The sequence below is a fragment of the Sphingomonas sp. genome (genome assembly GCF_004799495.1).
Classification (GTDB): domain Bacteria; phylum Pseudomonadota; class Alphaproteobacteria; order Sphingomonadales; family Sphingomonadaceae; genus Sphingomonas.
The window spans coordinates 261629-285081 of record NZ_SSMY01000004.1 but is presented as its reverse complement, the minus strand read 5'-3'; the positions used below and the strand labels follow the sequence as shown (position 1 = coordinate 285081).

The 23453-nt window shown below is 66.2% G+C and carries 24 protein-coding genes; 10 read left to right on the top strand and 14 right to left on the bottom strand.

Features of this window, described 5'->3' with window-relative positions; genetic code table 11:
- Positions 1-2 precede the first annotated feature (2 nt).
- Genes E7773_RS05180 through E7773_RS05165 form a run of 4 tightly spaced genes read left to right on the top strand, consistent with a single transcriptional unit; the run spans position 3 to position 2803 of the window.
- On the top strand, positions 3-350 hold the full coding sequence (locus E7773_RS05180) for a poly(R)-hydroxyalkanoic acid synthase subunit PhaE (protein ID WP_293989024.1): 348 nt from the start codon (positions 3-5) through the stop codon (positions 348-350).
- 4 nt (positions 351-354) lie between these two features.
- Entirely contained in the window at positions 355-1425 is a 1071-nt protein-coding gene (locus E7773_RS05175; RefSeq protein ID WP_293989021.1) for an alpha/beta fold hydrolase, read from the top strand.
- On the top strand, positions 1422-1955 hold the full coding sequence (locus E7773_RS05170) for a GNAT family N-acetyltransferase (RefSeq protein WP_293989018.1): 534 nt from the start codon (positions 1422-1424) through the stop codon (positions 1953-1955). Before E7773_RS05175 ends, E7773_RS05170 begins: the two co-directional genes overlap by 4 nt.
- A gap of 56 nt (positions 1956-2011) precedes the next feature.
- Positions 2012-2803 carry an alpha/beta hydrolase gene (locus tag E7773_RS05165; protein ID WP_293989015.1) on the top strand — a complete coding sequence of 264 codons (792 nt, stop codon included), beginning with the start codon at positions 2012-2014 and terminating at the stop codon, positions 2801-2803.
- Positions 2804-2829: 26 nt separating this feature from the next.
- Here E7773_RS05165 and E7773_RS05160 read toward each other — a convergent pair whose 3' ends face one another.
- A complete protein-coding gene (locus tag E7773_RS05160) occupies positions 2830-3309 on the bottom strand; it encodes a phasin family protein (RefSeq protein WP_293989012.1) in 480 nt (159 codons plus the stop codon).
- Positions 3309-4808, bottom strand: a complete 1500-nt coding sequence (locus E7773_RS05155; protein WP_293989009.1) for a wax ester/triacylglycerol synthase family O-acyltransferase — start codon at positions 4806-4808, stop codon at positions 3309-3311. The genes E7773_RS05160 and E7773_RS05155 overlap by 1 nt, the downstream gene beginning before the upstream one ends.
- A 131-nt stretch (positions 4809-4939) precedes the next feature.
- On the opposite strand from E7773_RS05155, the gene E7773_RS05150 reads away from it, so the two are divergent.
- Positions 4940-5386: a DUF6265 family protein gene (locus E7773_RS05150; protein WP_293989006.1), complete on the top strand. Its 447-nt coding sequence runs from the start codon at positions 4940-4942 to the stop codon at positions 5384-5386.
- An 89-nt stretch (positions 5387-5475) separates the two neighbouring features.
- Here E7773_RS05150 and E7773_RS05145 read toward each other — a convergent pair whose 3' ends face one another.
- The 5 genes from E7773_RS05145 to E7773_RS05125 are packed head-to-tail and all read right to left on the bottom strand — an operon-like array spanning position 5476 to position 10267.
- Positions 5476-5730 (bottom strand): ATP synthase F1 subunit epsilon, encoded by a 255-nt coding sequence (locus tag E7773_RS05145; protein WP_293989003.1) that lies wholly within the window; start codon positions 5728-5730, stop codon positions 5476-5478.
- Positions 5730-7262 carry a F0F1 ATP synthase subunit beta gene (gene atpD, locus E7773_RS05140; RefSeq protein ID WP_293989000.1) on the bottom strand — a complete coding sequence of 511 codons (1533 nt, stop codon included), beginning with the start codon at positions 7260-7262 and terminating at the stop codon, positions 5730-5732. Before atpD ends, E7773_RS05145 begins: the two co-directional genes overlap by 1 nt.
- Positions 7263-7286: 24 nt before the next feature.
- Positions 7287-8159: a F0F1 ATP synthase subunit gamma gene (locus E7773_RS05135; protein ID WP_293988997.1), complete on the bottom strand. Its 873-nt coding sequence runs from the start codon at positions 8157-8159 to the stop codon at positions 7287-7289.
- Positions 8160-8171: 12 nt separating this feature from the next.
- Entirely contained in the window at positions 8172-9701 is a 1530-nt protein-coding gene (gene atpA / locus E7773_RS05130; RefSeq protein ID WP_293988994.1) for a F0F1 ATP synthase subunit alpha, read from the bottom strand.
- Positions 9702-9712: 11 nt separating this feature from the next.
- Positions 9713-10267 carry a F0F1 ATP synthase subunit delta gene (locus tag E7773_RS05125; protein ID WP_293988991.1) on the bottom strand — a complete coding sequence of 185 codons (555 nt, stop codon included), beginning with the start codon at positions 10265-10267 and terminating at the stop codon, positions 9713-9715.
- A 255-nt stretch (positions 10268-10522) separates the two neighbouring features.
- On the opposite strand from E7773_RS05125, the gene E7773_RS05120 reads away from it, so the two are divergent.
- The 4 genes from E7773_RS05120 to ada are packed head-to-tail and all read left to right on the top strand — an operon-like array spanning position 10523 to position 13191.
- Positions 10523-11158 (top strand): hypothetical protein, encoded by a 636-nt coding sequence (locus E7773_RS05120; protein ID WP_293988988.1) that lies wholly within the window; start codon positions 10523-10525, stop codon positions 11156-11158.
- A complete protein-coding gene (locus E7773_RS05115) occupies positions 11155-11586 on the top strand; it encodes a hypothetical protein (protein ID WP_293988985.1) in 432 nt (143 codons plus the stop codon). The genes E7773_RS05120 and E7773_RS05115 overlap by 4 nt, the downstream gene beginning before the upstream one ends.
- A 2-nt stretch (positions 11587-11588) precedes the next feature.
- Positions 11589-12104 carry a GNAT family N-acetyltransferase gene (locus E7773_RS05110; RefSeq protein ID WP_293988982.1) on the top strand — a complete coding sequence of 172 codons (516 nt, stop codon included), beginning with the start codon at positions 11589-11591 and terminating at the stop codon, positions 12102-12104.
- A gap of 49 nt (positions 12105-12153) precedes the next feature.
- Entirely contained in the window at positions 12154-13191 is a 1038-nt protein-coding gene (ada, locus tag E7773_RS05105; RefSeq protein ID WP_293988979.1) for a bifunctional DNA-binding transcriptional regulator/O6-methylguanine-DNA methyltransferase Ada, read from the top strand.
- 6 nt (positions 13192-13197) lie between these two features.
- Here ada and E7773_RS05100 read toward each other — a convergent pair whose 3' ends face one another.
- From E7773_RS05100 to E7773_RS05090, 3 genes are all read right to left on the bottom strand, one after another.
- On the bottom strand, positions 13198-13515 hold the full coding sequence (locus E7773_RS05100) for a hypothetical protein (RefSeq protein ID WP_293988976.1): 318 nt from the start codon (positions 13513-13515) through the stop codon (positions 13198-13200).
- Complete coding sequence (locus tag E7773_RS05095) at positions 13512-13793, bottom strand: hypothetical protein (protein ID WP_293988973.1); 282 nt, start codon at positions 13791-13793, stop codon at positions 13512-13514. The genes E7773_RS05100 and E7773_RS05095 overlap by 4 nt, the downstream gene beginning before the upstream one ends.
- Before the next feature lie 94 nt (positions 13794-13887).
- Positions 13888-15423, bottom strand: coding sequence for an alpha/beta hydrolase-fold protein (locus tag E7773_RS05090; protein ID WP_293988970.1), 1536 nt, complete (start codon positions 15421-15423; stop codon positions 13888-13890).
- 112 nt (positions 15424-15535) lie between these two features.
- Here E7773_RS05090 and E7773_RS05085 point away from each other — a divergent pair, with 112 nt between their 5' ends.
- Complete coding sequence (locus E7773_RS05085) at positions 15536-16435, top strand: type II CAAX endopeptidase family protein (protein ID WP_293988967.1); 900 nt, start codon at positions 15536-15538, stop codon at positions 16433-16435.
- Here E7773_RS05085 and E7773_RS05080 read toward each other — a convergent pair.
- From E7773_RS05080 to E7773_RS05065, 4 genes are all read right to left on the bottom strand, one after another.
- A complete protein-coding gene (locus E7773_RS05080) occupies positions 16411-17943 on the bottom strand; it encodes a serine protease (protein ID WP_293988964.1) in 1533 nt (510 codons plus the stop codon). The genes E7773_RS05085 and E7773_RS05080 overlap by 25 nt on opposite strands.
- Before the next feature lie 59 nt (positions 17944-18002).
- Positions 18003-19553: a hypothetical protein gene (locus tag E7773_RS05075; protein ID WP_293988962.1), complete on the bottom strand. Its 1551-nt coding sequence runs from the start codon at positions 19551-19553 to the stop codon at positions 18003-18005.
- A gap of 83 nt (positions 19554-19636) precedes the next feature.
- Complete coding sequence (locus E7773_RS05070; RefSeq protein ID WP_293988959.1) at positions 19637-21205, bottom strand: hypothetical protein; 1569 nt, start codon at positions 21203-21205, stop codon at positions 19637-19639.
- Between the two features lie 59 nt (positions 21206-21264).
- Positions 21265-23433, bottom strand: a complete 2169-nt coding sequence (locus E7773_RS05065) for a primosomal protein N' (protein ID WP_293989054.1) — start codon at positions 23431-23433, stop codon at positions 21265-21267.
- Between the last annotated feature and the right edge of the window lie 20 nt (positions 23434-23453).

Here is a 23453-nt window from a genome sequence, read left to right as displayed (position 1 = left end):
CCATGACAAGCACCGATCCGGCCGCGATGTTTCGCGATATGCTGGGCGAATGGGAGAAGTTGGCGAACAGCCTTGGCGGCGGGGTTGCCAAGTCGGACGAATTTTCGCGTCTGATGCACGGCGCCACCGCCGCGCAGATGAACACCCAGGAAGCGATTAGCGGCATGATGACCCGCGCGCTCGCGGCCGCCAACATGCCGAGCCGGACCGAAATCGAGGATCTGTCAGCCCGCCTCGCGCGAATGGAGGCGACGCTTGGCCGGATCGAGGACCAGCTCGGCGGCTCGCCCGAACGCGCCAACCGGCCCAAGCCAAGCCGGACGCGCAAGCCGCCGACGGCCAAGGGCTAAAGGTTTGGCGACCGCCGCCCTCGACATGGCCGACGCGGCGCGCGTCGAGTTCGAACGGGCGATGCAGCGCAATCTCAAGGGGCTGGAATACTTTCAAACCAGCGGGCCGACGCTCGGCGCGACGCCCAAGGACGTGCTGATCGAACGCGGCACGATGCGGCTGTATCATTACCATCCGCGCGCCGACGACGTGTATCGCGTGCCGATCCTGCTCGTCATGGCGACGACCAACCGCGGCTACATCTTCGACATGGTGCCGGGGCAGAGCCTGATCGAATATCTGCTCGACGCCGGGTTCGACGTGTTCATGCTCGACTGGGACGCGCCGCGCGCCGACGAGAAGAGCCTGAGCCTCGAAAGCTATGTGCTCGATTTCCTCCCCGCCGCGGTCGCGCGAGTGAAGGCGGAAACCGACGAGCCCGACATTACCGTCGTGGGCTATTGCTTCGGCGGCGTGCTGTCGCTGCTTTGGGCGGCGCTCCACCCCCAGACGGGGCTCGCCAACCTCGTCACCTTCACGACACCGGTCGATTTTTCGAAGATGGAGATGTTCCAGACCTGGGCCGACCGCCGCTTCTTCGATGTCGACAAGCTGGTCGACACGTTCGGTAACTGCCCGGGCGATTACCTCTACACCGCGTTCGACATGCTGCGCCCTGCCGCGCGCGCCGCCGGTAACATCCGGCTCTACGACAATCTGTGGAACGACGATTTCGTCAAATCCTATCGCATGTTCGATCGCTGGACCTCGGACCAGCTGCCGCTCGCGGGCGAATACTTCCGTCAGACGACCAAGAAACTGATGTGGGACAATGCGCTGTACGAAGGGACGCTCGACGTCGGCGGGCAAATCGTCGATCTCGCCGCGATCACCGCGCCGTTCCTCCACGTCGCAGCGGAGTACGACCATATCGTCCCCACCGCCGCGTCGGCGCCGCTGATCGACATGATCGGGTCGGCGGACAAGCAGGAGATCATGCTCAAGGGCGGGCATGTCAGCCTGGTCGCGGGGGGCAACGCGATCAAGCGGCTGTGGCCCAACCTCGTCGCGTGGCTCGGGGAGCGCTCGACATGAGCCACATCATCCGCCGTTTCCGCCCCGACGACCGCAACAAGGTGATCGCCTTTGCGGCGTCATTGCCCGAACATGATCTGTTGTTTCTCAGCCGCGACATTCGCGAGCCGCGCGTCGTCGCGGCGTGGCTCGACGCGATCGAGGCCGGGCTGATCGACAGTTTGATCGCCGAGAACGAAGGGGAAATCGTCGCAACCGCAGCGCTGGTGCACGATCCGCTCAGCTGGTCGGCGCATGTCGGCGAGGTGCGCTTGTTAGTGGCACCAGGGCGGCGCGGATCGGGGCTGGGCAGCGACCTGCTCCAGGGCATTTTCATGATCGCGGAAGCGCGCGGGCTCGCCAAGCTGACCGCGCGGATGACGGTCGACCAGACCGGGTCGATCGCGCTGTTCGAAGGCGTGGGTTTTCGCGCCGAGGCGATGCTCAAGGACCAAGTACGTGGCGCCGACGGACAGAGTCACGACCTCGCCATCCTGAGCTACGATGCCGCGCGCGTCGCGGCGCGGCACCAGGCAATCGGTATCGAATAGGGATCGAATTGCGGGACGGCGCGTAGAAGCCGCTCGATTTGCAGGAGAATTAGTCGATGGCCAGTGCAGCACCCGAACCGAGCGTCAAGGCGCCCTCCGCGCTGCTCGCATTGACCGAATTGCCGCGCGCGCTGTTCGAACTCGCCGCACTCCCTTGGGCCGCGCCGGCGCTTGCCACCGCGCCTAACGGCGATGGGCATCCGGTGATCGTGCTGCCGGGGTTCGTGACCAGCGACCGCTCGACTGGCGTATTGCGCGGGTTCCTCAAACAGCATGGCTATCAAGCGCACACCTGGGACCTAGGGCGCAACCTCGGCCCCAAGGCGATCGGGCGTCACGGCGAGAAGCTAATCAAGCGCGTCCTCGCGGTGTACGAGGAGAGCGGGCAGAAGGTCAGCCTGGTCGGCTGGAGCCTGGGCGGCGTGATGGCGCGATTGGTCGCCAAGCGCATCCCGCATGCGATCCGCCAGGTCATCACGCTCGGCTCGCCCTTTTCGGGCAGTCCCAAGGCGTCGAACGTGTGGCGCGCGTATGAAGTCCTCACCGGACAGAAGATCGACGGCGCCGATACCAAGGCGCAGCTCAACGAAGTTTCCGCGCCGCCGCCGGTCCCCTCGACGGCGATCTACTCGCGCGCCGACGGCGTGGTCGCGTGGCAGAATTGCTGCGAGGAAGTCGGGCCGATGTCCGACAATATCGAGGTGCACGGCAGCCATTGTGGGCTCGGCGTCAACGCGAGCGTGCTCTACGCGATCGCCGACCGGCTCGCGCAACCCGAGGGCGACTGGCACCCGTTCGAACGGACCGGCGTGCGTGCGTTCGTCTATCCGTCGGCGGGGCACGCTTAGTCCCCGCCAATCGAAGCGGAGCTCGATTAGCCCTTCTTCCCCATCCCCATCGCGTCGCGACCGAACTGCATGATCATCTCGCCGATCTCGCGCGCGTGCGCCATCGAGCGCGCGCCCTGTTCGCGGAGATAGTCGCCTTGGATCTTAGCGACTTCGGCGGGATTGGTCGCGCCCGCCGCCTTGCGCATCGCGGCGAAGGCTTCGCGCGTGTTGGTCTCGGCATGCTCGAGCACCTTCATGCTGACGGCATTGCCCTGCTTGGCGAGCTTCTCGCCTGACTTGCGAATGTTTTCGCCGATCCCGCTCGCCCGGTCGGCGGCATTCTTGGCGCCCGACGCCGCACGGTCGGTGGCATCCTTCGCCGCCTTCGCCGCGCGGTCGGTCGCGTCCTTGGCGCGCTTGGCGGCCTTGTCGGTGGCATCCTTCGCGCGCTTGGCGGCTTTGTCTGCGGCGCTCTTCGCACGCTTGGCGCCGGTGTCGATCGTGTCCTTGACCTTCTTCGCCATCACTTTGCTCCCTTGGCAGCGCGCTTCGGCGCGGGTTTCTTCGCAGGCTTGTTCTCGTTGGCTTCCTTCTTCGGCGCGGGCGTCTTGAGCGCCGCCGCCTTCAGCGCCTCGAACGACGATCGCAGCGCGTCGGCATAGACGTCCGGATCGGGCAGCATGTCGCGGTCGGCGGTGAACGACACCGCGATCGTGTCGCCGTACGAATAGACCGGATTGATCAGCCCCATACTGTCGAACACGGGTGCCGTTCCGTACATCGCGACCATCCGCGCGCCCGCGAAATAGAGCGGCACGCGGCTGCCCGGCACGTTGGTGACGACGCAGTTGAACGCCGGCGCGTGCATGTTCGCCGCTCCGACCCGCGTGTAGAGCCGCGCGCCGAGTCCGGCGAGGCCCGAGGGGATGAGCTTGCTGTAGTCGGCGAGCGTCTTCGCGCCGACCGCGTTGGTCATCGCCTTCGAATTGACTGCGTCGTCATGGACGAAACGCAGCCGTTCGAGCGGGTCCTCGATCTGCGTGCCGAGCCCGATCACCATCGCCGAAACGAGATTGCCGAGCGCCGCCTTCTCGCCCTCCTGCCGCACCGAGATCGGCGCCATTGCGGTCAGCGTTTCCTTGGGCAGCTCGCCCTTACCCTTGAGGTAGCTGCGAAGCGCGCCGCCGACGACCGCGATGATCACGTCGTTGACCGTCGCGCCCTCGACCGCTTCCTTGATCGCGCGCACCTCGGCGAGCTTGAAGGGCACGGCGTCCCATACGCGGTGCGCCGAGACCTTGCCGTTGAACCGCGTCTTGGGCGCGGGGCGGGTGTTCTTGAGGGATACGTCGCCCTTGCCCGCCTGGACCGCGAGCTTCGCCATGCCGGGGAGCGAGCGGCCGATCGTCTCGGCGATCCGCATCGGCTGGAGCAGGTTGTTGAAGTAACTGCGCGTGAGCAAATCGGCGACGCGCGGCATGTTCTCGGGCGCCCAGTCGTCGGGCTTTTCGGGCGGCTTCATGCTGGCGTCTAGATCGTGCACCGCCGCCGACATCTCGACCCCTGACATGCCGTCGATCGCGGCGTGATGAACCTTGGAGACGAGCGCGAAGCAGCCGGGCGGCAGGCCGGGAATGTTGTCCAGCCCCTCGACCACGGTGAATTCCCACAGTGGCTTCGTCAGGTCCATCGGCCGCGAATGGAGCCGCGCGACCTGGATGCAGAGCTGACGCCAGTCGCCGGGCTTGGGCAGCGCGATGTGGCGGACGTGGAACTCGATGTCGAACTCGGGGTCCTCGATCCAATAGGGATGATCGACGTCGAACGGCACGCGGACGAGGCGTTGGCGGAAGCTGCGCGCGCCGGGCAGCCGTTGTTCGATGAAGCTCAATATGTCCTTGAACCGGACGAACCCGCCCGGCGCGGTCGACGGGTCATAGATGCCGACCGACCCAATGTGCATCGGCGTGTGTGGCGTTTCCATGTAGACGAACGACGCATCCATCGCGCTCAATTGCTGCATCGGGCACCTCTCCCAATCTGCCGGCCGGCGCCGGTCTGTGCGCCGAGCGTAGCAGAGCACCCCTACGTGAGCGAGTCGCCAGCGTCGTCCCGCGACGCTACAGTCGGTCGAGAACGATCGGGAGGATAGAGATGCAGCGGATCATGGTACCGGGACTGGCGATGCTCGCGGCGGGCGCATCGAGCGCGCCGACGATGCCCGGCTGGATGAGCGGGTGCTGGCTCGAGCAGAAGAGTGCCAACTGGACCGAGGAATGCTGGACCGGCCCGCGCGCCGGCCAGATGATGGGGTCGGGCCGCAACGGCCACGGCGACCAGATCCAATCGTGGGAAACGATGCAGATCGAACGTGGGCCCGATGGCGGGCTGGTGTTCTACGGATCGGTCAAGGGCGGCGCGCGCGTCGCCTTTCCGATGGCCTCATCGGGGCCGCGCGACATCACCTTCGCCAACCCGCAGCACGACTATCCGCAGCGCATCCATTACTGGCGCGACGGAATGGGATTGAAGGCCGAGATCAGCCAGATCGACGGTAGCCAGCGCTATGGCTGGACGTATCAACGGCAGGGGGCGAACTGAACCCATCCGTCATGCCAGCGAAAGCTGGCATCTCGCGCGAGCAAATAGGGCAAGAGACCCCAGCTTTCGCTGGGGTGACGATTTATTTATCAGCCCGCCTGCTCGGCCAGCACGGTCAAGCCGGTCGCCGACACTTCGGCGAAGCCGCCTTGGATCGGCAGCAGTTCGGGATCGGCCTTCTCGGCGGTGTAGATCGCGAGGCTCCCGTCGCGGATCGTCGACATGACCGGCGCGTGGCCCTCCAGCACGCCGAAATCGCCCTCCGTTCCCGGAACGACGACCATATAAACGTCCTCCGAGCGGAGCAGCTTTTCCGGCGTGACGAGTTCGAAATGGAGCGACATTACGCCTCGGCCGCCATCTTTTCGGCCTTGGCGACGGCTTCGTCGATCCCGCCGACCATGTAGAACGCGCCTTCGGGCAGATGGTCGTACTCGCCCTCGACCACCGCCTTGAACGACTTCACCGTGTCCTCGATCGCGACGAACTTGCCCGGGATGTTGGTGAACACCTCGGCGACGTGGAACGGCTGCGATAGGAAGCGCTGGATCTTGCGTGCGCGGCTGACGGTCAGCTTATCTTCTTCCGACAGCTCGTCCATGCCCAGGATCGCAATGATGTCCTGCAGTGACTTGTACTTCTGCAGGATCGACTGGACGGCGCGCGCGGTGTCGTAATGCTCTTGGCCGACGACACGGGGTTCGAGCACGCGGCTGGTTGAATCGAGCGGGTCGACCGCCGGATAGATGCCCAGCTCCGAGATCGCGCGGTTGAGCACGGTCGTCGCGTCCAAGTGGGCGAACGACGTCGCCGGCGCCGGGTCGGTCAGATCGTCCGCGGGGACGTACACCGCCTGCACCGAGGTGATCGAGCCCTTGTTGGTCGAGGTGATGCGCTCCTGCAGCGCGCCCATGTCGGTCGACAAAGTCGGCTGATAGCCCACCGCCGACGGGATGCGCCCGAGCAAAGCCGACACTTCGGCGCCGGCTTGCGTGAAGCGGAAGATGTTGTCGACGAAGAACAGCACGTCCTGGCCTTCGACGTCGCGGAAATATTCGGCGATCGTCAGGCCCGACAGCGCGACGCGCGCGCGCGCCCCGGGCGGCTCGTTCATCTGGCCATAGACCAGCGCCACCTTCGACCCTTCGGACACGGCGTTGCCGTCCTTGTCCTTGGCGATGACGCCCGCGTCGAGGAATTCGTGATAGAGGTCGTTGCCCTCGCGCGTGCGCTCGCCGACGCCCGCGAACACCGAGGTGCCGCCATGGCCCTTCGCGATGTTGTTGATCAACTCCTGGATCAGCACGGTCTTGCCGACGCCGGCGCCGCCGAACAGGCCGATCTTGCCGCCCTTGGCATAGGGCGCGAGCAGGTCGATGACCTTGATGCCCGTGACCAGGATCGAGCTTTCGGTCGACTGGTCGACGAACTCGGGAGCCTTGGCGTGGATCGGCGCGGTCTCGGTGTTCGCGACGGGCCCGCGCTCGTCGATCGGCTCGCCGATGACGTTGAGGATGCGGCCGAGCGTCGCGGGGCCGACGGGGACGCGGATCTGCGAGCCGGTATCGGTCACGTTCTGGCCGCGGGTCAGGCCCTCGGTCGCGTCCATCGCGATCGTGCGGACGGTGTTCTCGCCCAGATGCTGCGCGACCTCAAGCACCAGCCGGTTGCCGTTGTTGTCGGTCTCGAGCGCCGAGAGGATCGCCGGAAGCTGATCCGGGAAGCTCACGTCGACGACCGCGCCGATCACCTGGCTGATGACGCCGACATTGTTGGTCGTCGCGACGGGTGCGGCGGCGGTGGGCGCCTTGGCGGCCTTCGGTGCGGCCGGCTTCTTGGCGGCGGGCTTCTTGGCGGTGGGGGCTGCGGTGGCCATTGCTTCTTCCTTGGTTCGAACGACTTAGAGCGCTTCGGCGCCCGAGATGATTTCAACGAGTTCGGTGGTGATCGCGGCCTGGCGGCTGCGGTTGTACTGGATCGTGAGCCGGTTGATCAGGTCGCCGGCGTTGCGCGTGGCATTGTCCATCGCGGTCATCTTCGACCCCTGTTCCGACGCGGCATTCTCGCGCATCGCGCGGAACAGCTGCACCGCGACGTTGCGCGGGAGCAGCTCGGCGAGAATTTCCTCCTCGTCGGGCTCGTATTCCGCCGGGGTCAGCGTGACTTCCGACGCCGCGGGGATCGCGACGGGGATCAACTGCTGCTCCGTCGGCTCCTGCGTCAGCACCGACTTGAAGTGCGAATAGAACAGGTGCGCGACGTCGAATTCGCCTGCTTCGAACCGCGCGATCAGGTCGTCGGCATAGCCGCGCGCGTCGGCGAAGGTCAGCTTGTCCAGCCCGCCCGGTTCGATCGAATGGATCATCAGGTCGCGATACTGGCGGTTGAGCACCGCGCGACCTTTTTTGCCGATCGTGTAGAACTTGACCGTCTTGCCCTCGGCGATCATTTCCGCCGCCCGGCGCCGCGCGAGGCGCGCGATGTTGGTGTTGAACGCGCCGGCCAGGCCCTTGTCGCTGGTCGCGACGATGAACAGGTGAACCTGGTCCTTGCCGGTCCCGGCGAGCAGCTTGGGCGTGCTCGGCCCGATCGTGACCTGCGACGCGAGGCTGGACACGACCGCCTCGATCCGCTGGGCATAGGGACGACCGGCCTCCGCCGCTTCCTGCGCGCGGCGCAGTTTCGCGGCGGCGACCATCTTCATCGCCTTGGTGATCTTCTGCGTCGACTTGACCGAGCCGATGCGGATCTTGAGGGCTTTAAGCGAAGCCATCTAGCTATCCGTTCAGGCGAAAGTCTTGGCGAAGGCGTCGAGCGCGGCCTTGAGCTGGTCGCGCGTCGCGTCCTTCAGATCCTTGTCATCGCGGATCGACTTCAGCACGCCCTTGTGGTTGGCGCGCAGGTCGGCGAGCATCGCCGCCTCGTAGCGCGTCACCGCCTCGACCGGCACGTCGTCGAGATAGCCTTGCGTACCCGCAAAGATCGACGCGGTCTGCTCCTCGAAGGGCAGCGGGCTGAACTGCGGCTGCTTGAGCAGCTCCGTCAGGCGCGCGCCGCGGTTGAGCAGCTTCTGCGTGGAGGCGTCGAGGTCCGAACCGAACTGCGCGAACGCCGCCATTTCGCGATACTGCGCGAGCTCGAGCTTGATCGAGCCCGAGACCTTCTTCATCGCCTTGGTCTGCGCGGCCGAGCCGACGCGGCTGACCGACAGGCCGACGTTGATGGCGGGGCGAATGCCCGCGAAGAACAAATCGGTCTCAAGGAAGATCTGGCCGTCGGTGATCGAGATCACGTTGGTCGGGATGTACGCCGACACGTCACCGGCCTGCGTTTCGATGATCGGCAGCGCGGTCAGCGAGCCGCCGCCCATCGCGTCCGACATCTTAGCGGCGCGCTCGAGCAGGCGCGAGTGGAGATAGAATACGTCGCCCGGATAGGCTTCGCGGCCCGGCGGGCGGCGCAGCAGCAGCGACATCTGGCGATAGGCGACCGCCTGCTTCGACAGATCGTCGAACACGATCAGCGCGTGCATGCCGTTGTCGCGGAAATACTCACCCATCGCGGTGCCGGTGTACGGCGCGAGAAACTGCAGCGGCGCGGGGTCCGACGCGGTCGCGGCGACCACGATCGAATATTCCATCGCGCCGTTTTCGGTCAGCGTCTTGACGAGCTGCGCGACGGTCGAGCGCTTCTGGCCGACCGCGACGTACACGCAATACAGCTTCTTCGACTCATCGTCGCCGGCGTTGACCGTCTTCTGGTTGATGAAGGTGTCGATCGCGACGGCCGACTTGCCGGTCTGGCGGTCGCCGATGATCAGTTCGCGCTGGCCGCGGCCGACGGGGACGAGCGCATCGATCGCCTTGAGGCCCGACTGCATCGGCTCGAACACCGACTGGCGCGGGATGATGCCGGGCGCCTTGACTTCGACCCGGCTGCGCTGGTCGGAAACGATCGGGCCCTTGCCGTCAATCGGGTTGCCGAGGCCGTCGACCACGCGGCCGAGCAGGCCCTTGCCGACGGGGACGTCGACGATCGTGCCGGTGCGCTTGACGGTATCGCCCTCGCGGATTTCGGCGTCCGAGCCGAAGATCACGACGCCGACGTTATCGGCTTCGAGGTTGAGCGCCATGCCCTGCACACCGTTGGCGAACTCGACCATCTCGCCCGCCTGGACGTTGTCAAGCCCGTGGATGCGCGCGATGCCGTCGCCGACCGACAGCACCTGGCCGGTTTCGGAGACTTCCGCCTCGGTGCCGAAATTGGCGATCTGGTCCTTGATGACTCGGGAAATTTCTGCGGCGCGGATGTCCATTGTGTAAGCCTTCAGCCTTTCATCGCGTGGGCGAGGGTGTTCAAACGAGTGCGGATCGACGAATCGATCATTTGCGAGCCGATGCGGACGACGAGCCCGCCCAGCAGGTTATTGTCGACGTTGAGCTCGACCGCGACGTCGCGGCCGATGCGCTGGCGGAGCTGCTGCTTGAGCGCCGCCACCTGCGCGTCGTCGAGCGGATGCGCCGAGGTGACTTCGGCCGTGGTCTCGCCGCGAAACGACGAGGCGAGGCCGCGGAACGCGCGCATGATCGCGGGCAGCTGGTTGAGCCGGCGGTTCTGCGCCAGCACGCCGAGGAACCTGGTCGTGATCGGATCGAGCTTCATCGCCTTGGCGGTGCCCGCGATCGCCTTTTCGGCGTCGGCGCGGCTGACCAGCGGGCTCATCGCGAGCGCGCGGAAGTCGGCCGATTCGGTCAGCGCCGCCTTGATCGTCGCCAGGCTGGCTTCGACCGTGTCGATCGCTTTCGATTCGCGGGCGAGCTCGAACAGCGCGGTCGCGTACCGACCGCCTAGGCTCGCTTGAATACCGCCGGATGACTCCACGCGATGAGGGTCCTTCTCAAAAGGGTATGTGGCCCCATGCGAAAAGCGGGCAGCCGAAGGGGCGCCCTTTGATGGGTTGGCGCGCGGTTAGCAAAGGGGGGCGGGGGATGCAACCCGCTTGCCCGGGGCGGACCGGGAATATCGGCGCCCCTGCGCAACGCCGCTTTCGTAATCGCATCGGCGCGGCTAGCTAGGGTCCCTAACGTAGTGGGAAGGGCGAGGATGTTGAAGTCGGCGTTGATCGTAGTCGGGGCGATGGGTTTGATCGCGGCGGAACCGGGCGCGGACGGCCGGCTCGCCGACTTCCGGGTAGGCGGTGTGTCGTTCACACTGCCGATGCCCGACGGCTATTGTCTGCCGGTGGGAGCCCAGGCGGATGTCGCCCAAGTGGTCGCGGCGGCCGATACCGAAAACGTTACCGACCTCACCCTGACCAGGTGCGGCGCCCCCATCGTGAAAGGCGCGAACGACGTCACGATCATCAAGACGCCGCGCAAAGCGCTGATGGTGCCGGTCACGCGCGCCGAATTGCTCACGCAAATCGGCAAGGAGTTCGACAACCCCGTGACCATCGCCAACGCGACGGGCGACAAGGCGCTGGGCCAGGCGTCGAAGTCGCTGACCGACACGTTCGGCGCCAAAGTCGCGCTGAGCGGAACGTTCGGCCCGCGCGGCAAGGACGAGATGTGCGGCTATATGGCCGGGGTGATGCACGTCGAGTCGCCGCTGGCGACCTACGACCAGGCGCTGGCGGCATGCCTGACTTCGGTCGGCGGACGGATGTTGTTCATCTACCGCTCGGGGCTCAAGAACGACGACGCGTCGATCCTTCAGCTGATGCGCGAAACGCGTGCGATCGCGCAGTCGATCAAGACGACGGGCGGCGCATGAAGGGGGCCACGCTCCGCCGCTTGCGCCACTGGCACCATTATATCGGCGTGTTTCTGGCGCCCGCGATCCTGTTCTTCGCATCCAGCGGGTTCCTTCAGGTCGTCGGCTGGCAGGACCAGCGCAATCCACCGCCGCCCGCCTGGGTGTCGTGGATGGCGGGAATCCACAAGAAGCAGGCGGCTCCCAAGCCGCGTCCCCCGGCGCCGGCGCGCCCGGGGGGAGCGTCGACGGCAAAGCCGGTCGACGAACACCATGATGCCGAGGCATTCGTTCCGCTCAAGGTATTTGCGTTGCTGACCGCGCTTGGGCTTTTCCTGACGACGCTGATAGGACTGGCAGTCGCGCTGGGAACGCCGATGATGCGACGGACGTCAGCGGTCGTGCTGACGGCGGGGGTCGTGGTGCCCGTCCTCCTGTTCTTGCTGTGACGATGGACCGGCAACCGCATCTCGTCGGCGAACTGGTCGAACTGCGCCCGGCGACGCCGGCAGATTTCGATACGCTGTTCGCGGTGGCGAGCGACCCGTTGATCTGGGAAGTGCACCCGGCGCACGACCGCTGGCAGGAACCGGTGTTCCGCAAGTTCTTCGACGACGGGATGGCGTCGGGCGGGATGCTGGTGGCGACCGATCGCGCGAGCGGCGCGGCGATCGGCAGTTCGCGCTACGGACTGACGCGCGCCTTGCCCGGCGAGGTCGAGATCGGCTGGACGTTTCTCGCGCGGTCGCACTGGGGCGGGCGCTACAACGGCGAGATGAAGGCGCTGATGCTCGATCATGCTTTCAAGACGATGGAGCGCGTCATCTTGCTGGTCGGCGAGAACAACGGTCGGTCGCGCCGCGCGGTCGAGAAGATCGGCGGCCACCTCACCGACCGCACGCATCACGCCGACATGGCGGGCAAGCCTGTGGTGCACGTCGTCTATGCGATCGACCGCCCGCTTTGATCGCAAGCGACGGGAAGCGGATCGCCGCGCGGGCGCCTAGATAGGCGGCATGACACACGACATTCTCATCGACCAGGACGCCGCCTGGGCCGCGTTCGAGCGCCGCGACCGCGCGTTCGACGGGCGCTTCGTCGGCGCGGTCAGGACGACTGGCATCTACTGCAAGCCGAGCTGCCCCGCGCGCCATCCCAGGCGCGAGCACGTCAGCTTCTACCGCGATGGTGCCGAAGCGCGTGCGGCCGGTTATCGCGCCTGCCTGCGCTGCAAGCCCGACGAGGTCGGGCGCGACCGGATCGCGGTGGCGGAAGCGGTCGCGTTGATCGAGGCAGCGGAGGATTCGATTGCGCTCGAAGAACTCGCTGCGCGGGTCGGCTATGCGCCGCACCATTTCCACCGGCTGTTCAAGCGCGCCACCGGGGTGACGCCGGCGGCCTACGCACGAGGTCTTCGCGCGACGCGAGTGGCGGAAGCGCTCAAATCCGAGGACAGCGTTACCGGCGCGATCTACGAGGCGGGCTATTCGGCGCCGAGCCGGTTCTACGAAGGCGGTGCGCGGCGGCTCGGCATGACCCCGAGCGCGTGGCGCAAGGGCGGGGCCGGGGTGACGGTGCGCTGGACGGTCGCCGACACCAGCCTCGGCAAGTTGCTGATCGCGGCAACCGACAAGGGCCTCTGCCGCGTCGCGTTCGACGAGGATGCGCTAAGCCTCGCGCAGCATTTCCCGAAGGCGGAAATCGTCCAGGGCGGCGCGGCGCTCGCGACTCTCGCCGCGCGCGTCGTCGAAAGCGTCGAGTCACCCGAGCGCGACCTCGATTTGCCGATCGATGTCCGGGGAACCGCCTTTCAAGAGGCAGTGTGGCAGGCGCTGCGCGAAACGCCAGCGGGCGAAACGCGGACCTATGCCGAGCTCGCCGCCGCCGCGGGCAATCCCAAGGCGGTGCGCGCCGCAGGCACCGCATGCGGCAAGAACCATGTCGCCGTCGTCGTTCCCTGTCACCGCGCGCAGCGCAGCGACGGATCGATCGGCGGCTATGCGTACGGCGTCGACCGCAAGGCTGCGCTCCGCGCGCGCGAAGGCATCAAATAGCGTCGCCTAGTCGGGATGTTTCGTATCGGGCGTCGCGTCGTCGGATGTCGTCGTATCGGGCCTTGCCGGGGGTTCGTCCGCCGCGGGCGCGGGCGCGCCGGCGTTTTCGACCGCCGGTGCCTCGGGCGCGAATGACGCTTCGGGGGTCGGCCCGGCCATCGGGGGTTCGTCGACGACATCGGCGGCATTCTCCGCGAACACCATGTTCTCCGTGCTCGCGTTCTCCGGCGACGCCTTTCCGGCTTCGAGCAGAATGAACAGCACGATGCCGATCAGCACACACACGCCGACAAAGGTAAGCCCTTGGGCGGTATGCCTTTTCACTGTTTCGTGCCTTCGCCCCGAATCGCATCGGCAATTTCCCGAAGCTCGTCGACGATTTCGGCGTGGCGGTCATGGATCGAGATGAACGTCGCCAGAATGCCGAGGAAGAGAACGACCGTCACGAGAACCGATACTATGCCGTACAGATATATTCCCATGAACGCCGGGTTGGTTCCGCCAGCCTTCATCAACTCGGCGATGACGAGCACGACGCCGATGATGATCAGCGCCAAGACGATGTAAATGATGAGCTTGTAGAGATCGACGATGAATCGCATGACATCCCCCCGGAAGACTGGCATGGGCCAGTTTCTGGAAGCTTCCCGTTTTTCTTTCTACTGACAAGCCAAAAAGATACTCGGCTTTACCCCGTTATGGCCGCTTCGACCCCGGCCGCGCGACCGCGTACATCTCCCACGCAATGTCCTTGAGCAGCGCCTCCTTGTCGGCGCCGCGCTCGTACAGATCGAAATGGGTCTTGCCGGGCAGATAGCGGAAGTCGGTTTTCGCGCCGATGTCGCGCATCGTCGCCTCCAAAAGATGCGCCGGGCCGTCGAGATAGAAGGTGTCGGCGGTGCCCACGGTCAGATGGATCTTGCCGTCGAGGTCGGGCTTCAGCGCCGCCCAGTCGCGGCGGATGATGTTGGCGATGTCGTAATTGTCGTGCCAGTAGGCGACCACCGCCGGGTCGATCCGTCCGGTCGCGCGGTCGAACAGCGGCACCGGTCGGCCGTCGATCCCGCGGGGCGAGAACACCCATTCGAACGAAGCATATTGGCCGCCGTACGCCCCGAGCACGGCCTCCGCGCGGGCGAAGTCCGACACCGTCGCTATCACCTTGCCCTTGTCACGGATCAGCGGGAACTGTTTGCCGTCGGCGCCTGCATAGAAATTGGCGTTGGGCGCGTAGAGATCGACATTGGTGAAATTGTGGAAATCGCCCGGGTCGGGCGAGGTCGGCCAGCTGCCGCCGAATATCTTCGGGTAGCGCACCTGGAGCCACAAGGTCGACCAGCCACCCGAACTGTGTCCGGTCAGGAACCGGCCCGACGGCCGCGCATCCATCCGGTAGTCGCGTTCGAGGCTCGGGATCAGCTCGCTCGTGAGCGCGGTGCCCCACGGGCCGTTGTTGGCCGAATCGGCGAATTCGTGCGTGCCCGTCCCGCCGGCATGGTCGAGATAGACCCAGATCATCGGCGGCGCTTTCCCGTCCGCCATCAGTGCCATCATGTTTGCAGCACTACGTTTCGCCGAGCCCAGCGAACTGCCGAAACCGCCGTCCGAGTAAACGGTCGGGAAGCGTTCCTTGCCGTCATAACCCGGCGGCAGCGCGATCCAGCCTCGGATGAAGGTGGGGACCCCACGGAACGCGGTCATCGCGTTGCTCTGGAAATCGACGGCGCGGAGCTGCGCGTAATATTTGGCGAGATCGGCGCGCGGCGCGGGGTCGGTCGCGGGGACGACGGTATTGAGCGTCACGGTGGGGATCGCGCCGGGCAAACTTACCGTGACGGCCGGTGAAACGAGATCGCCAGCACCGCGCCCGTTATAGGCATAGTCGTGGTTGCGATCGAGCACTGCCTGGATGCGGTACCGTCCGGGCGCGAGCTTCGAGAGCGGGGCCGGGAAAGCGTCGGTTTCCGCATCGATCAGCGCGGCGCGCGCCGGGCGCAAGTCGGTCACTTCGCGCGCGGCGATCGTCGCGCCGGTCGGCGCGAAGGGATTGAAATCGACCGCGTCGGATGGCCTGGCGCGTGGGTTCACGCGTTCGATGAAGACGATCAGTCGCCCCGATTGGTGGTCGCCGAGCGAAGCGGCGATGGTGACGGGAACTGCGGCCGGCCGCGGCGCGGGCGTCGCCGCCCCGAGAAGCAACGCAGTACCGAACAGCATCAACGCGCGGATCATCGGTCAGCCCTCCATCTTGCGGGCGCGGTCATCGCCGATCGCTGGCGTTGCGACAACTGTTTTGCTTGTATAGAACACCGGCGCGGCTAGGATCGGCGCAAGGGAGGACGACATGCTGCCGACGGAACCGAATACACCGCCCAACAGCGCGTTCTGGCGCGTCGTCCATCATCCCATGGTGCTGCTGATATTGTCGGTGCCGATGATCTTCGTCTGCGCACTTGCCAGCAGCAAGGCCGGTCGGCTGATCGGTGCGAACACGACGGGCACCGGAACGATCGCGGGCGCGGTTATCGGCGCGGCGATCTTCTTCGCTGCTTACTGGCTGTTCGTCCGCTACGTCGAGCGCCGCCCGGTCGTCGAATTCGCCCCATCGTTCGCCCCGAAGGAACTGACCATCGGCCTTGCGATCGGTGTGGCGGTACTGACCGCGGTGGTTGGCGTAACCGCCGCACTCGGCAGCTACCGCGTCATCGGAACCAACGGCGCCGGTGTCCTCCCGCTGGCGTTGGCGGTCGGCCTCTTTCCCGGATTCAGCGAGGAGATTGCGCTCCGCGCGCTATTCTTCCGCCTGTTCGAGCGGTGGTTGGGCAGTTGGGCCGCGCTGGCGCTTTCCGCCGCGTTTTTCGGCGCGGGGCATTTGTTCAATCCCGGCGCGACTTGGATCGCAGCGGTCGGCATAGCGTTCGAAGCGGGCATCATGCTTGCCGGGGTTTACATGATCACGCGGCGGCTATGGGTGGCGGTCGGGCTTCATGCCGCATGGAATTTCGCGGAAGGCGGGATTTACGGCACACCAGTGTCCGGACTGAAGATGGACGGGCTGCTACGCCCATGGATCGGCGGGTCCGACCTGATTACCGGAGGACGGTTCGGTCCCGAAGCGGGTTTGCCCGCGATGGTCGTCGCGACGGCGCTCGGCGTTTTTTTTCTGGTCGTCGCCCATCGTCAGGGCAAATTTATCGCGCCGGTATGGGTGCGCCAGCGTCAGGGCGCCGCTGAACAGGAATAGACCAGTTTCTCGCTGTAATTGGGCGGCAGCGCGGCGCGGACCGATTGCTGTTGCGTGCCGAGTTGCGCGCGTGCGCCGGCGTCGGCGGAGCATTGCTTGAGCGGGATCTGCGCACGGAGCTTGCGCACGGCGTCCATCTGCGTCGCGCTCAGGAAATATCGATAGTTGACGTAGGTCCGCGTGGCGGGATCGAATTCGAGCACTGACACGGTCTGCTCGTCGCCGGGCACCAGCACGCGAGTCCACTTTCCGTTATCGTCGGCATATTGCGTGCGGTCGTTCATGCACCCGTCCTGCCCCCAATTCAGGTTGACGTCGGCGGCGCTCGACACCGTCACGCGGCTGCGCTCGGGGACGAACTTGCATACCATCTTGCCGAGCGGATGTTCGCTCGCGGCGGCGCTCGGCGTCGCGACGGGTACGTCATAGCCCTTGGGCAGCATCGGCTTGTCGCTCGGGCGCAGGAGGAACACGATAATCGCCGCGAGCATCAGCACCCCGCCGCCCGACGCCGCCCAAACCGCCTCGCGTTGCTTGCCGCGTTGGTAGAGCATGCCGCCGCCGCCCACCGCGAGCGCGCCGAGCACGAGCAGCAACGCGGCGATCGCGATCACGTTTTCCGACCCGCGCTGCGCGTCTGCGTGCGCCTGTTCGATCGCCTGTTCGTGGGCGAGCTGGTCCTTCGACGCGGCCTCGCGTCGCGCAGCGTCGGCGGCCTCCGCGGCGGCGCGGTCGGCGGCCTGGTCGGCGCTCATCCGCGCTTCCAGGCTCATGCACGGGTTGCTGACCGCGGCGAACGGCTGTTTGGCCTGGTTGAGGAACGCTGCGACCTCGCTTTCGGCGATCGCGAAGGCGAAATTGGCGTCGCCCTCCTCGCCACGCGTGATCGCCGAATTGACCCCGAGCACGCGCCCGCAATGGTCGAGCACCGGCCCGCCCGAATTGCCGCGCGAAATGCTCGCGGTGTGGAGCAGTACGTTGACGCCCGATACCGACCGCGTCGCGGACAGCGATCCCTCGGAGCGAACCGGCGAGAGCGGCTTGATATAGTCCGCCGCCGACTGCGCGGATGCGACGTCGACATTGCCGGGATAGCCGAGCGACACCAGCCCGACGCTGTCGTCGAGCGTGCCCGAATAGAGCGTCGCCGGCGGGATGCGCGCGCCGGTGATTTCGAGCAAGGCAAGGTCGCGCTTGCTGTCGATCGCGACGACGCGCGCTTGGTACGACTTACTGCCTTCGGACGGCACGACGCCGATCACGACATTGTCGGGATATTGCTGCGCCAGTTCGACGACATGCGCGTTGGTGACGATGCGGTTCGGCCCAACCGCGAAGCCCGAGCCATGGCCGAACCCGACCACTTCCTGATCGACGATCGCGATGGTGACGACGCGCACCACGCTGCGCGAGGTCGCGGCGATGTCGTCGGCGGCAACAGGGGTCGCAAGCAACACGCTGCCCAGCGCGGCCAGCGCCGCCATCATCCAGAGCCGGAACCTCGTCATCCGCCGCGCCATGGCAGATTCGGCGCGGCGTTGACAGGGGCCCGTGCCGTCATCGGCGATCAGTTCTTCTTCTGATCGCCTTTTTTGTCCTTCTCGTCGGTCGCGGCCAGCGCCTTGATCGCCCCCGGTTTGTCGCCAGCGTCGAGCGCTTTCAACGCAGCCTGGGCGATTTTGGCCGGACCTGCCTCCTCGATATTGTACGCAACCGGATACAGCGCGATCCGCGCCGCCTTTTCCTGGTCCCGCTCGAGCAGCACGGTCGCCGCCTGCAATCGTACCCCAGGATCGTACGGCGCCAGCTGATACGCGTAGAGGATCGCGTTGTCGGCGTTCTCGGTCGGCTTTTCCTTGGCCTCGACGAAGCTGGTGTAGAACAGCACGAGCGGCTCGGGCGCCTCGGTATCCACCTTGTTGGCGGCGAGGTACCAGCGCCGTGCCGCGGCCCAGCGGTCCTTGTCGGTCACCTTGTCGCGGACCAGCATCGCCTGCTGTGCCATGCCCTTGTACATCAGCGCGTGGACCGATTTGGGATCGGTGGCGAGCGCCCGGTCGGCGGCGGCCTGCGCGGCGGCGTAATTCTTGGCGTCGAACTCGGCCTCGGCCAGTTCGTTCTGCGCCGCCGGGTCGTTGGGGAACGGCGCCGCCAGCCGTCGCGCCAGGTCGGCAACCTGCGGCGCGGTCTTTTCGTCGACGCCACGCTCCGACGCGATCAGCGCCGGCATCATCGCCGCCTCGGCGGGCGTGAGCGCGCGAACGTCGATCTGGCCGATCTTGAGTTCGGACCCGTTGATCACGTTGAACGGCATGCTCTTGCGCGCCAGCCAACCATCCAACTTGCCGTCGAGCCCGCTGAGCCCGCCGAACGCCATTGCGGCCTCCGGCACCGACTTTCCCGAGTTGATCGCGATGAGATAGGCGCCGAGCTGCTTGCGGCGCTCGGGATCGAACGTGAGATAATGCGTCAGCAACCAGCCCCGCGCGTAGAGCGCATCGCGGTTTTCTCCGTCGAGATTCCCAGGATAGGGTTGCAGCAATTGCGACGCAGGCAACAGGTTCGACCGCGCGATGGTATATTGCCGATAGCGCGGGACCGCGCCGAACTGAACGCTGCCGTCCGGCTTGATGATCGCTGTCGCGTGAAGCTCCGCGAACCCTTCGGTCAACCACGGCGGGAACGCCGCGTCGGTCAAGGTCGTGAGCATGAAATGGTGGGTATATTCGTGAAACAATATCGCCTGCGCGCTCAGGCCGTAATCGGCATCTCCGCCGGCGTTGCGCGGCGTGAACGCGACCGATCCGCTGGCGCGCGGGTCGTAGAACCCGGCGACTTCCCCTCCGCCCTTGCCGAACACCTTTGCAACCTCGTCGGTATCGCTCAGCACGAAGATCGTGACGCGCGCAGACGGCCCGCGCGTATCCTCCGGCATATGGTGCCAATACCGGATCGCCTGGTCGAAACGCTCGAGCTTCTCGGTATAGGCCTTGACCTTGTCCGGACTCTCGTTGTCGTAGACGACGAAGTGCTTCGAGCTAGCCTGATACCAGGCTGCATGGGCAGTGCCGGGCACGATTGCCAGCGCCGCGGCGGACAACAACAGCTTGCGGATCATCTTAACCCCCGACCGACTTGATTTCGCCGGTTTTATCGCGAATTGCGGACCAAGCCTAGGTCTCGATAGCGGCGATCGCGTGCTCACGCTGGCTTGGGCTTGGCGGCCGCCAGTTCACGTTCCAGCCGTTCGAGTACCTGGCGGGGCGTATCGCCGCCGACCGCCGGCTGGCCGGCCATGCGATACCGCGCCTTTTCCTTGTCGCGGCGCGCCTTTTGTGCGGGGCTCAGGTCGGCGTCGGCGCGCAACGTATAGGCGATCGGCTTGATCGTCGTGATCGCGTCCTGGAACTCGCCGCGCCGTTCGAAGTCAAGCGCCACTTCGAGCCGCAGGTCCTCGACCTCGGGCAGGAGGTCGAACGCCTGGACCAACACCCCCTGCGCACTTTCCGGCGGCAACCCGCCTTGCGCGGCGTAGACGTCGTAATAGGTGCGCAGGATGCGTGGATCGTTGGGGGTCAGCGTGTTGGCCTGGCCGAGGAGGCGGCGCAGCGCCTTCCATTTTTCCGGATCGGTCTCCTTCGCCGCGCGCAGCGCCGCCATCTCGATCGCGGCCTTGTGCATTAGCGCCAAGCCATCGTTCGGCGCGATCTGAATCCAGTGCGCGACGGTGGCCAGCGCGTCGGCATCGCGACCGGCCAGCCGTTGCGCATCGGTCAGGATGCCGAGCGCATAGGGATTGTCGGGAAACCGCTTGGCGACAGCCGCGACTTGATCGGCGAAACCCGCCACCTCGGCCGCGGGCACGCCCGAATCGAGCCGGATATCGTATCCGATCAGCGCCTGTTGCGCGGGCGTCAGCGTGGCGAGTTCGACCTTGCCGGGATCGATCTGCTTGAACGGTAGCACCATGATCTGCTGGCGGTAGTGATCCGAATAGTCGAACAACTCAGCGTTGAGCTTGCCAAGATCGCCGAACGCCAGACGCGCCGCGTCCTCGAAGCTGGTGCCGGCGTTGATCGCGGAAAGATATTTCGCGAGCTGGCCCGACCGTTTGTCGGTCGTACTCAGATAATGGACCAGCAGCCACCCTTCGGAATACAGCATCGATACGTCGCCGACGTCGCCATAGTTGCGCGCCGACAACAGCTTGGCGATCGGCATCCAGTTGTTGCCGGTGAACGCGAGGTAGCGGTTTTCGAGCGGTCGGCCGATCTCGACCCGGTCGTTCGAATCGATCGTCATCGTACCGTAGAAATCGGCGAACCCCTCGACGTACCAGGTCGGGTAGGCGGCGGGGAAAAAGCGGAACATGAACTGGTGCGACAGTTCGTGGAACAGCACCGTCTGCGCGGCGAGCCCATAGGAGTCGCCGGTGTCGGTGCGAGTCATCACCGCATAGGGGCCGCGCATGTCGCCGTCGAAATAGCCCGCTACGCCCGGCGACCCGCCGAACGGCATCGTCGCCTGCACCGCCTCGCTGTTGGGCAGCATATAGACCTTGGTGCGGATCGGGCTGCCCGCCTGCTTGACACCCGCGACCGTGCGCATGACGAATTCGAACTTTTCGAGCTTGACCGCGAGCTCCTTCGCGCTTGCTTCCGAACCCTCGGTATAGATCACGAAATGGGTCGAGGTGGCCGACCGCCACGTCGCGTGCGCCGTCGCCGGCAGGATCCCGCAAGCCGCCGAAAGTAGTATCTTTTTGAACATCTTGAGCCCCCGAACCGATGGCCACAGGCTAGCCAGCGGCCACGGCCGGGGCAAGCGTTTCAGACAAAGCTATAGGGATCGATATCGACGATCACGCGGACCTTGCTCGGCCAGTCGAGGCCGCCGAGCCAGTCGCGGATGATGTCCTGCACGTCGAGCGCGCGGCGGGCATGGACGAGCAGCCGGTAACGGTGGCGGCCGCGTAGCATCGCGAGCGGAGCGGGGGCGGGGCCATAAACCTCCATGCCGTCGATCCGGGGCGCGGTGCGGCCGACCAGCTGGGCGATGTCGTGCGCGGCGGACTGGTCCTCGGAACTGACCACGATCGCTGCGTAGCGGCCGAACGGCGGCGCCCCGGCTTCACGGCGTTCGTGCGTTTCGGCGGCGGTGAACGCGTCGGCATCGCCGGAAATGAGCGCGGCCATCACCGGGTGCGAGGGGTCGTGCGTCTGGATATAGACATGGCCCGGCTTCTCGCCGCGCCCCGCGCGACCGGCGACCTGCATGATCTGCTGGAAAGTGCGCTCCGCCGCGCGCAAATCGCCGCCGCCGAGCCCGAGATCGGCGTCGATCACCCCGACCAGCGTCAGGTTCGGGAAATGATAACCCTTCGTTACCAGCTGCGTGCCGATGACAATGTCGATCTCGCCCGCTTCCATCCGGTTGACGAATTCGGCGGCCTTGGCGGGGGACCAGATTGTGTCGCTCGTTACAATTGCGGTGCTCGCCTCCGGCCACAGCGCGGCCGCTTCGTCGGCGATGCGTTCGACTCCGGGGCCGCACGCGACGAGCGAATCCTCGGCATGGCATTCGGGGCATTCGTGCGGGGTCGGCATGATGTGCCCGCAATGGTGGCACGACAGGCGGCGGACGAGGCGGTGCTCGACCATCCATGCGGTGCAATTCGGGCATTGGAAACGGTGCCCGCACGCGCGGCAGAGCGTCAACGGGGCATAGCCGCGGCGGTTGAGGAACAGCAGCGCCTGTTCGCCGCGCTCGAGCGTCTCGTCGATCGCCGCGATCAGCGTGGGCGCGATCCAGCGTCCGCGCTCGGGCGGGTTCTGGAGCAGATCGATCGCCGCGATCTCGGGCATTTCCGCCGCGCCATAGCGGCCGGGGAGCTTGAGCTCCGCGTAGTTGCCGATCTCGACCTGCTGGCGCGTCTCGATCGCGGGCGTGGCGGTGGCGAGGATGACCGGCACGCCCTCGAACTTGCCGCGCATCACCGCGACGTCGCGCGCGTGGTAATGGACGCCTTCTTCCTGCTTGAAGCTCGTCTCGTGCGCCTCGTCGACCACGATCAGGCCGAGGTTGCTATACGGCAGGAACAGCGCCGAGCGCGCGCCGACCGTGACGAGCGCTTGCCCCGTCGCGATCGCGCGCCACGCGCGGCGGCGTTGCGACTGGCGCAGACCGGAGTGCCACGCCACCGGCTCGCACCCGAACCGCGCGGTGAAGCGCTGGAGGAACGGCTCGGTCAGCGCGATTTCGGGGAGCAGGACGAGCGTCTGGCGCCCGGCGCGGATCGCCGCGGCGATCGCCTCGAAATAGACCTCGGTCTTGCCCGATCCGGTGACGCCGTCGAGCAGGGTCGGCTGAAAGTCGTGCGCCGCGACGCCAGCCACCAGCGCGTCCGCCGCCGCCTGCTGTTCGACCGACAGCTTCGGCACGGCATGATCGGGGTCGGGAAGCGGGAAGGGGCTGTCGATATCGACCTCGACCGCTTCGATCGCGCCGGCCTTGCACAGCCCGCGGATCACGCCGTCGCTGACATCGGCGATGGTCGCCAATTCGCGCACCAGCCCCTGCCGGTCGCCGATCCGCTCGAGCGCTTGCGCGCGCTGCGGGGTCAGCCGCTCGGGTAGGTTGCCGGTCGCGCGATATTCGGTGACGGTGCGCGCGCCCTCCAGCGCCGAGGTCGAGGGCAGCGCCATCCGCGCGACCGACGCGGGGGCAGCAAGATAATAGTCCGACGTCCACTCGATCAGCCGCCGCATCGCGTCGGTCAGCGGCGGGACGGGAAGCACGCCCATCAGGTTGCGAAGGCGGTTGTCCCCGACCTCCGCGTCGCTCGGCATCCGCTCGGGCTCCCACACCACGCCGAGCAATTGCCGCGGACCGAGCGGCGCGACGACGAGCGACCCCGGCTCGACCTCCATCCCGTGCGGGACACGATAATCGAGCGGGCCGAGCGCGGAATTCATGACGAGGACGCGGGCGCGGGACATTGGCATGCGACTAATATAGG

Bases quoted from the DNA above. Each gene is read 5' to 3' on its own strand.
- E7773_RS05110 (WP_293988982.1), top strand. From the start codon at position 11,589: ATGGACCGGCAACCGCATCTCGTCGGCGAACTGGTCGAACTGCGCCCG.
- E7773_RS05085 (WP_293988967.1), top strand. From the start codon at position 15,536: ATGCTGCCGACGGAACCGAATACACCGCCCAACAGCGCGTTCTGGCGC.
- E7773_RS05080 (WP_293988964.1), bottom strand. From the start codon at position 17,943: ATGACGAGGTTCCGGCTCTGGATGATGGCGGCGCTGGCCGCGCTGGGC.
- E7773_RS05150 (WP_293989006.1), top strand. From the start codon at position 4,940: ATGCAGCGGATCATGGTACCGGGACTGGCGATGCTCGCGGCGGGCGCA.
- E7773_RS05165 (WP_293989015.1), top strand. From the start codon at position 2,012: ATGGCCAGTGCAGCACCCGAACCGAGCGTCAAGGCGCCCTCCGCGCTG.
- ada (WP_293988979.1), top strand. From the start codon at position 12,154: ATGACACACGACATTCTCATCGACCAGGACGCCGCCTGGGCCGCGTTC.
- E7773_RS05070 (WP_293988959.1), bottom strand. From the start codon at position 21,205: ATGTTCAAAAAGATACTACTTTCGGCGGCTTGCGGGATCCTGCCGGCG.
- E7773_RS05180 (WP_293989024.1), top strand. From the start codon at position 3: ATGACAAGCACCGATCCGGCCGCGATGTTTCGCGATATGCTGGGCGAA.
- E7773_RS05115 (WP_293988985.1), top strand. From the start codon at position 11,155: ATGAAGGGGGCCACGCTCCGCCGCTTGCGCCACTGGCACCATTATATC.
- E7773_RS05065 (WP_293989054.1), bottom strand. From the start codon at position 23,433: ATGTCCCGCGCCCGCGTCCTCGTCATGAATTCCGCGCTCGGCCCGCTC.
- E7773_RS05145 (WP_293989003.1), bottom strand. From the start codon at position 5,730: ATGTCGCTCCATTTCGAACTCGTCACGCCGGAAAAGCTGCTCCGCTCG.
- E7773_RS05090 (WP_293988970.1), bottom strand. From the start codon at position 15,423: ATGATCCGCGCGTTGATGCTGTTCGGTACTGCGTTGCTTCTCGGGGCG.
- atpD (WP_293989000.1), bottom strand. From the start codon at position 7,262: ATGGCCACCGCAGCCCCCACCGCCAAGAAGCCCGCCGCCAAGAAGCCG.
- E7773_RS05095 (WP_293988973.1), bottom strand. From the start codon at position 13,793: ATGCGATTCATCGTCGATCTCTACAAGCTCATCATTTACATCGTCTTG.
- E7773_RS05120 (WP_293988988.1), top strand. From the start codon at position 10,523: ATGGGTTTGATCGCGGCGGAACCGGGCGCGGACGGCCGGCTCGCCGAC.
- E7773_RS05160 (WP_293989012.1), bottom strand. From the start codon at position 3,309: ATGGCGAAGAAGGTCAAGGACACGATCGACACCGGCGCCAAGCGTGCG.
- atpA (WP_293988994.1), bottom strand. From the start codon at position 9,701: ATGGACATCCGCGCCGCAGAAATTTCCCGAGTCATCAAGGACCAGATC.
- E7773_RS05170 (WP_293989018.1), top strand. From the start codon at position 1,422: ATGAGCCACATCATCCGCCGTTTCCGCCCCGACGACCGCAACAAGGTG.
- E7773_RS05135 (WP_293988997.1), bottom strand. From the start codon at position 8,159: ATGGCTTCGCTTAAAGCCCTCAAGATCCGCATCGGCTCGGTCAAGTCG.
- E7773_RS05075 (WP_293988962.1), bottom strand. From the start codon at position 19,553: ATGATCCGCAAGCTGTTGTTGTCCGCCGCGGCGCTGGCAATCGTGCCC.
- E7773_RS05155 (WP_293989009.1), bottom strand. From the start codon at position 4,808: ATGCAGCAATTGAGCGCGATGGATGCGTCGTTCGTCTACATGGAAACG.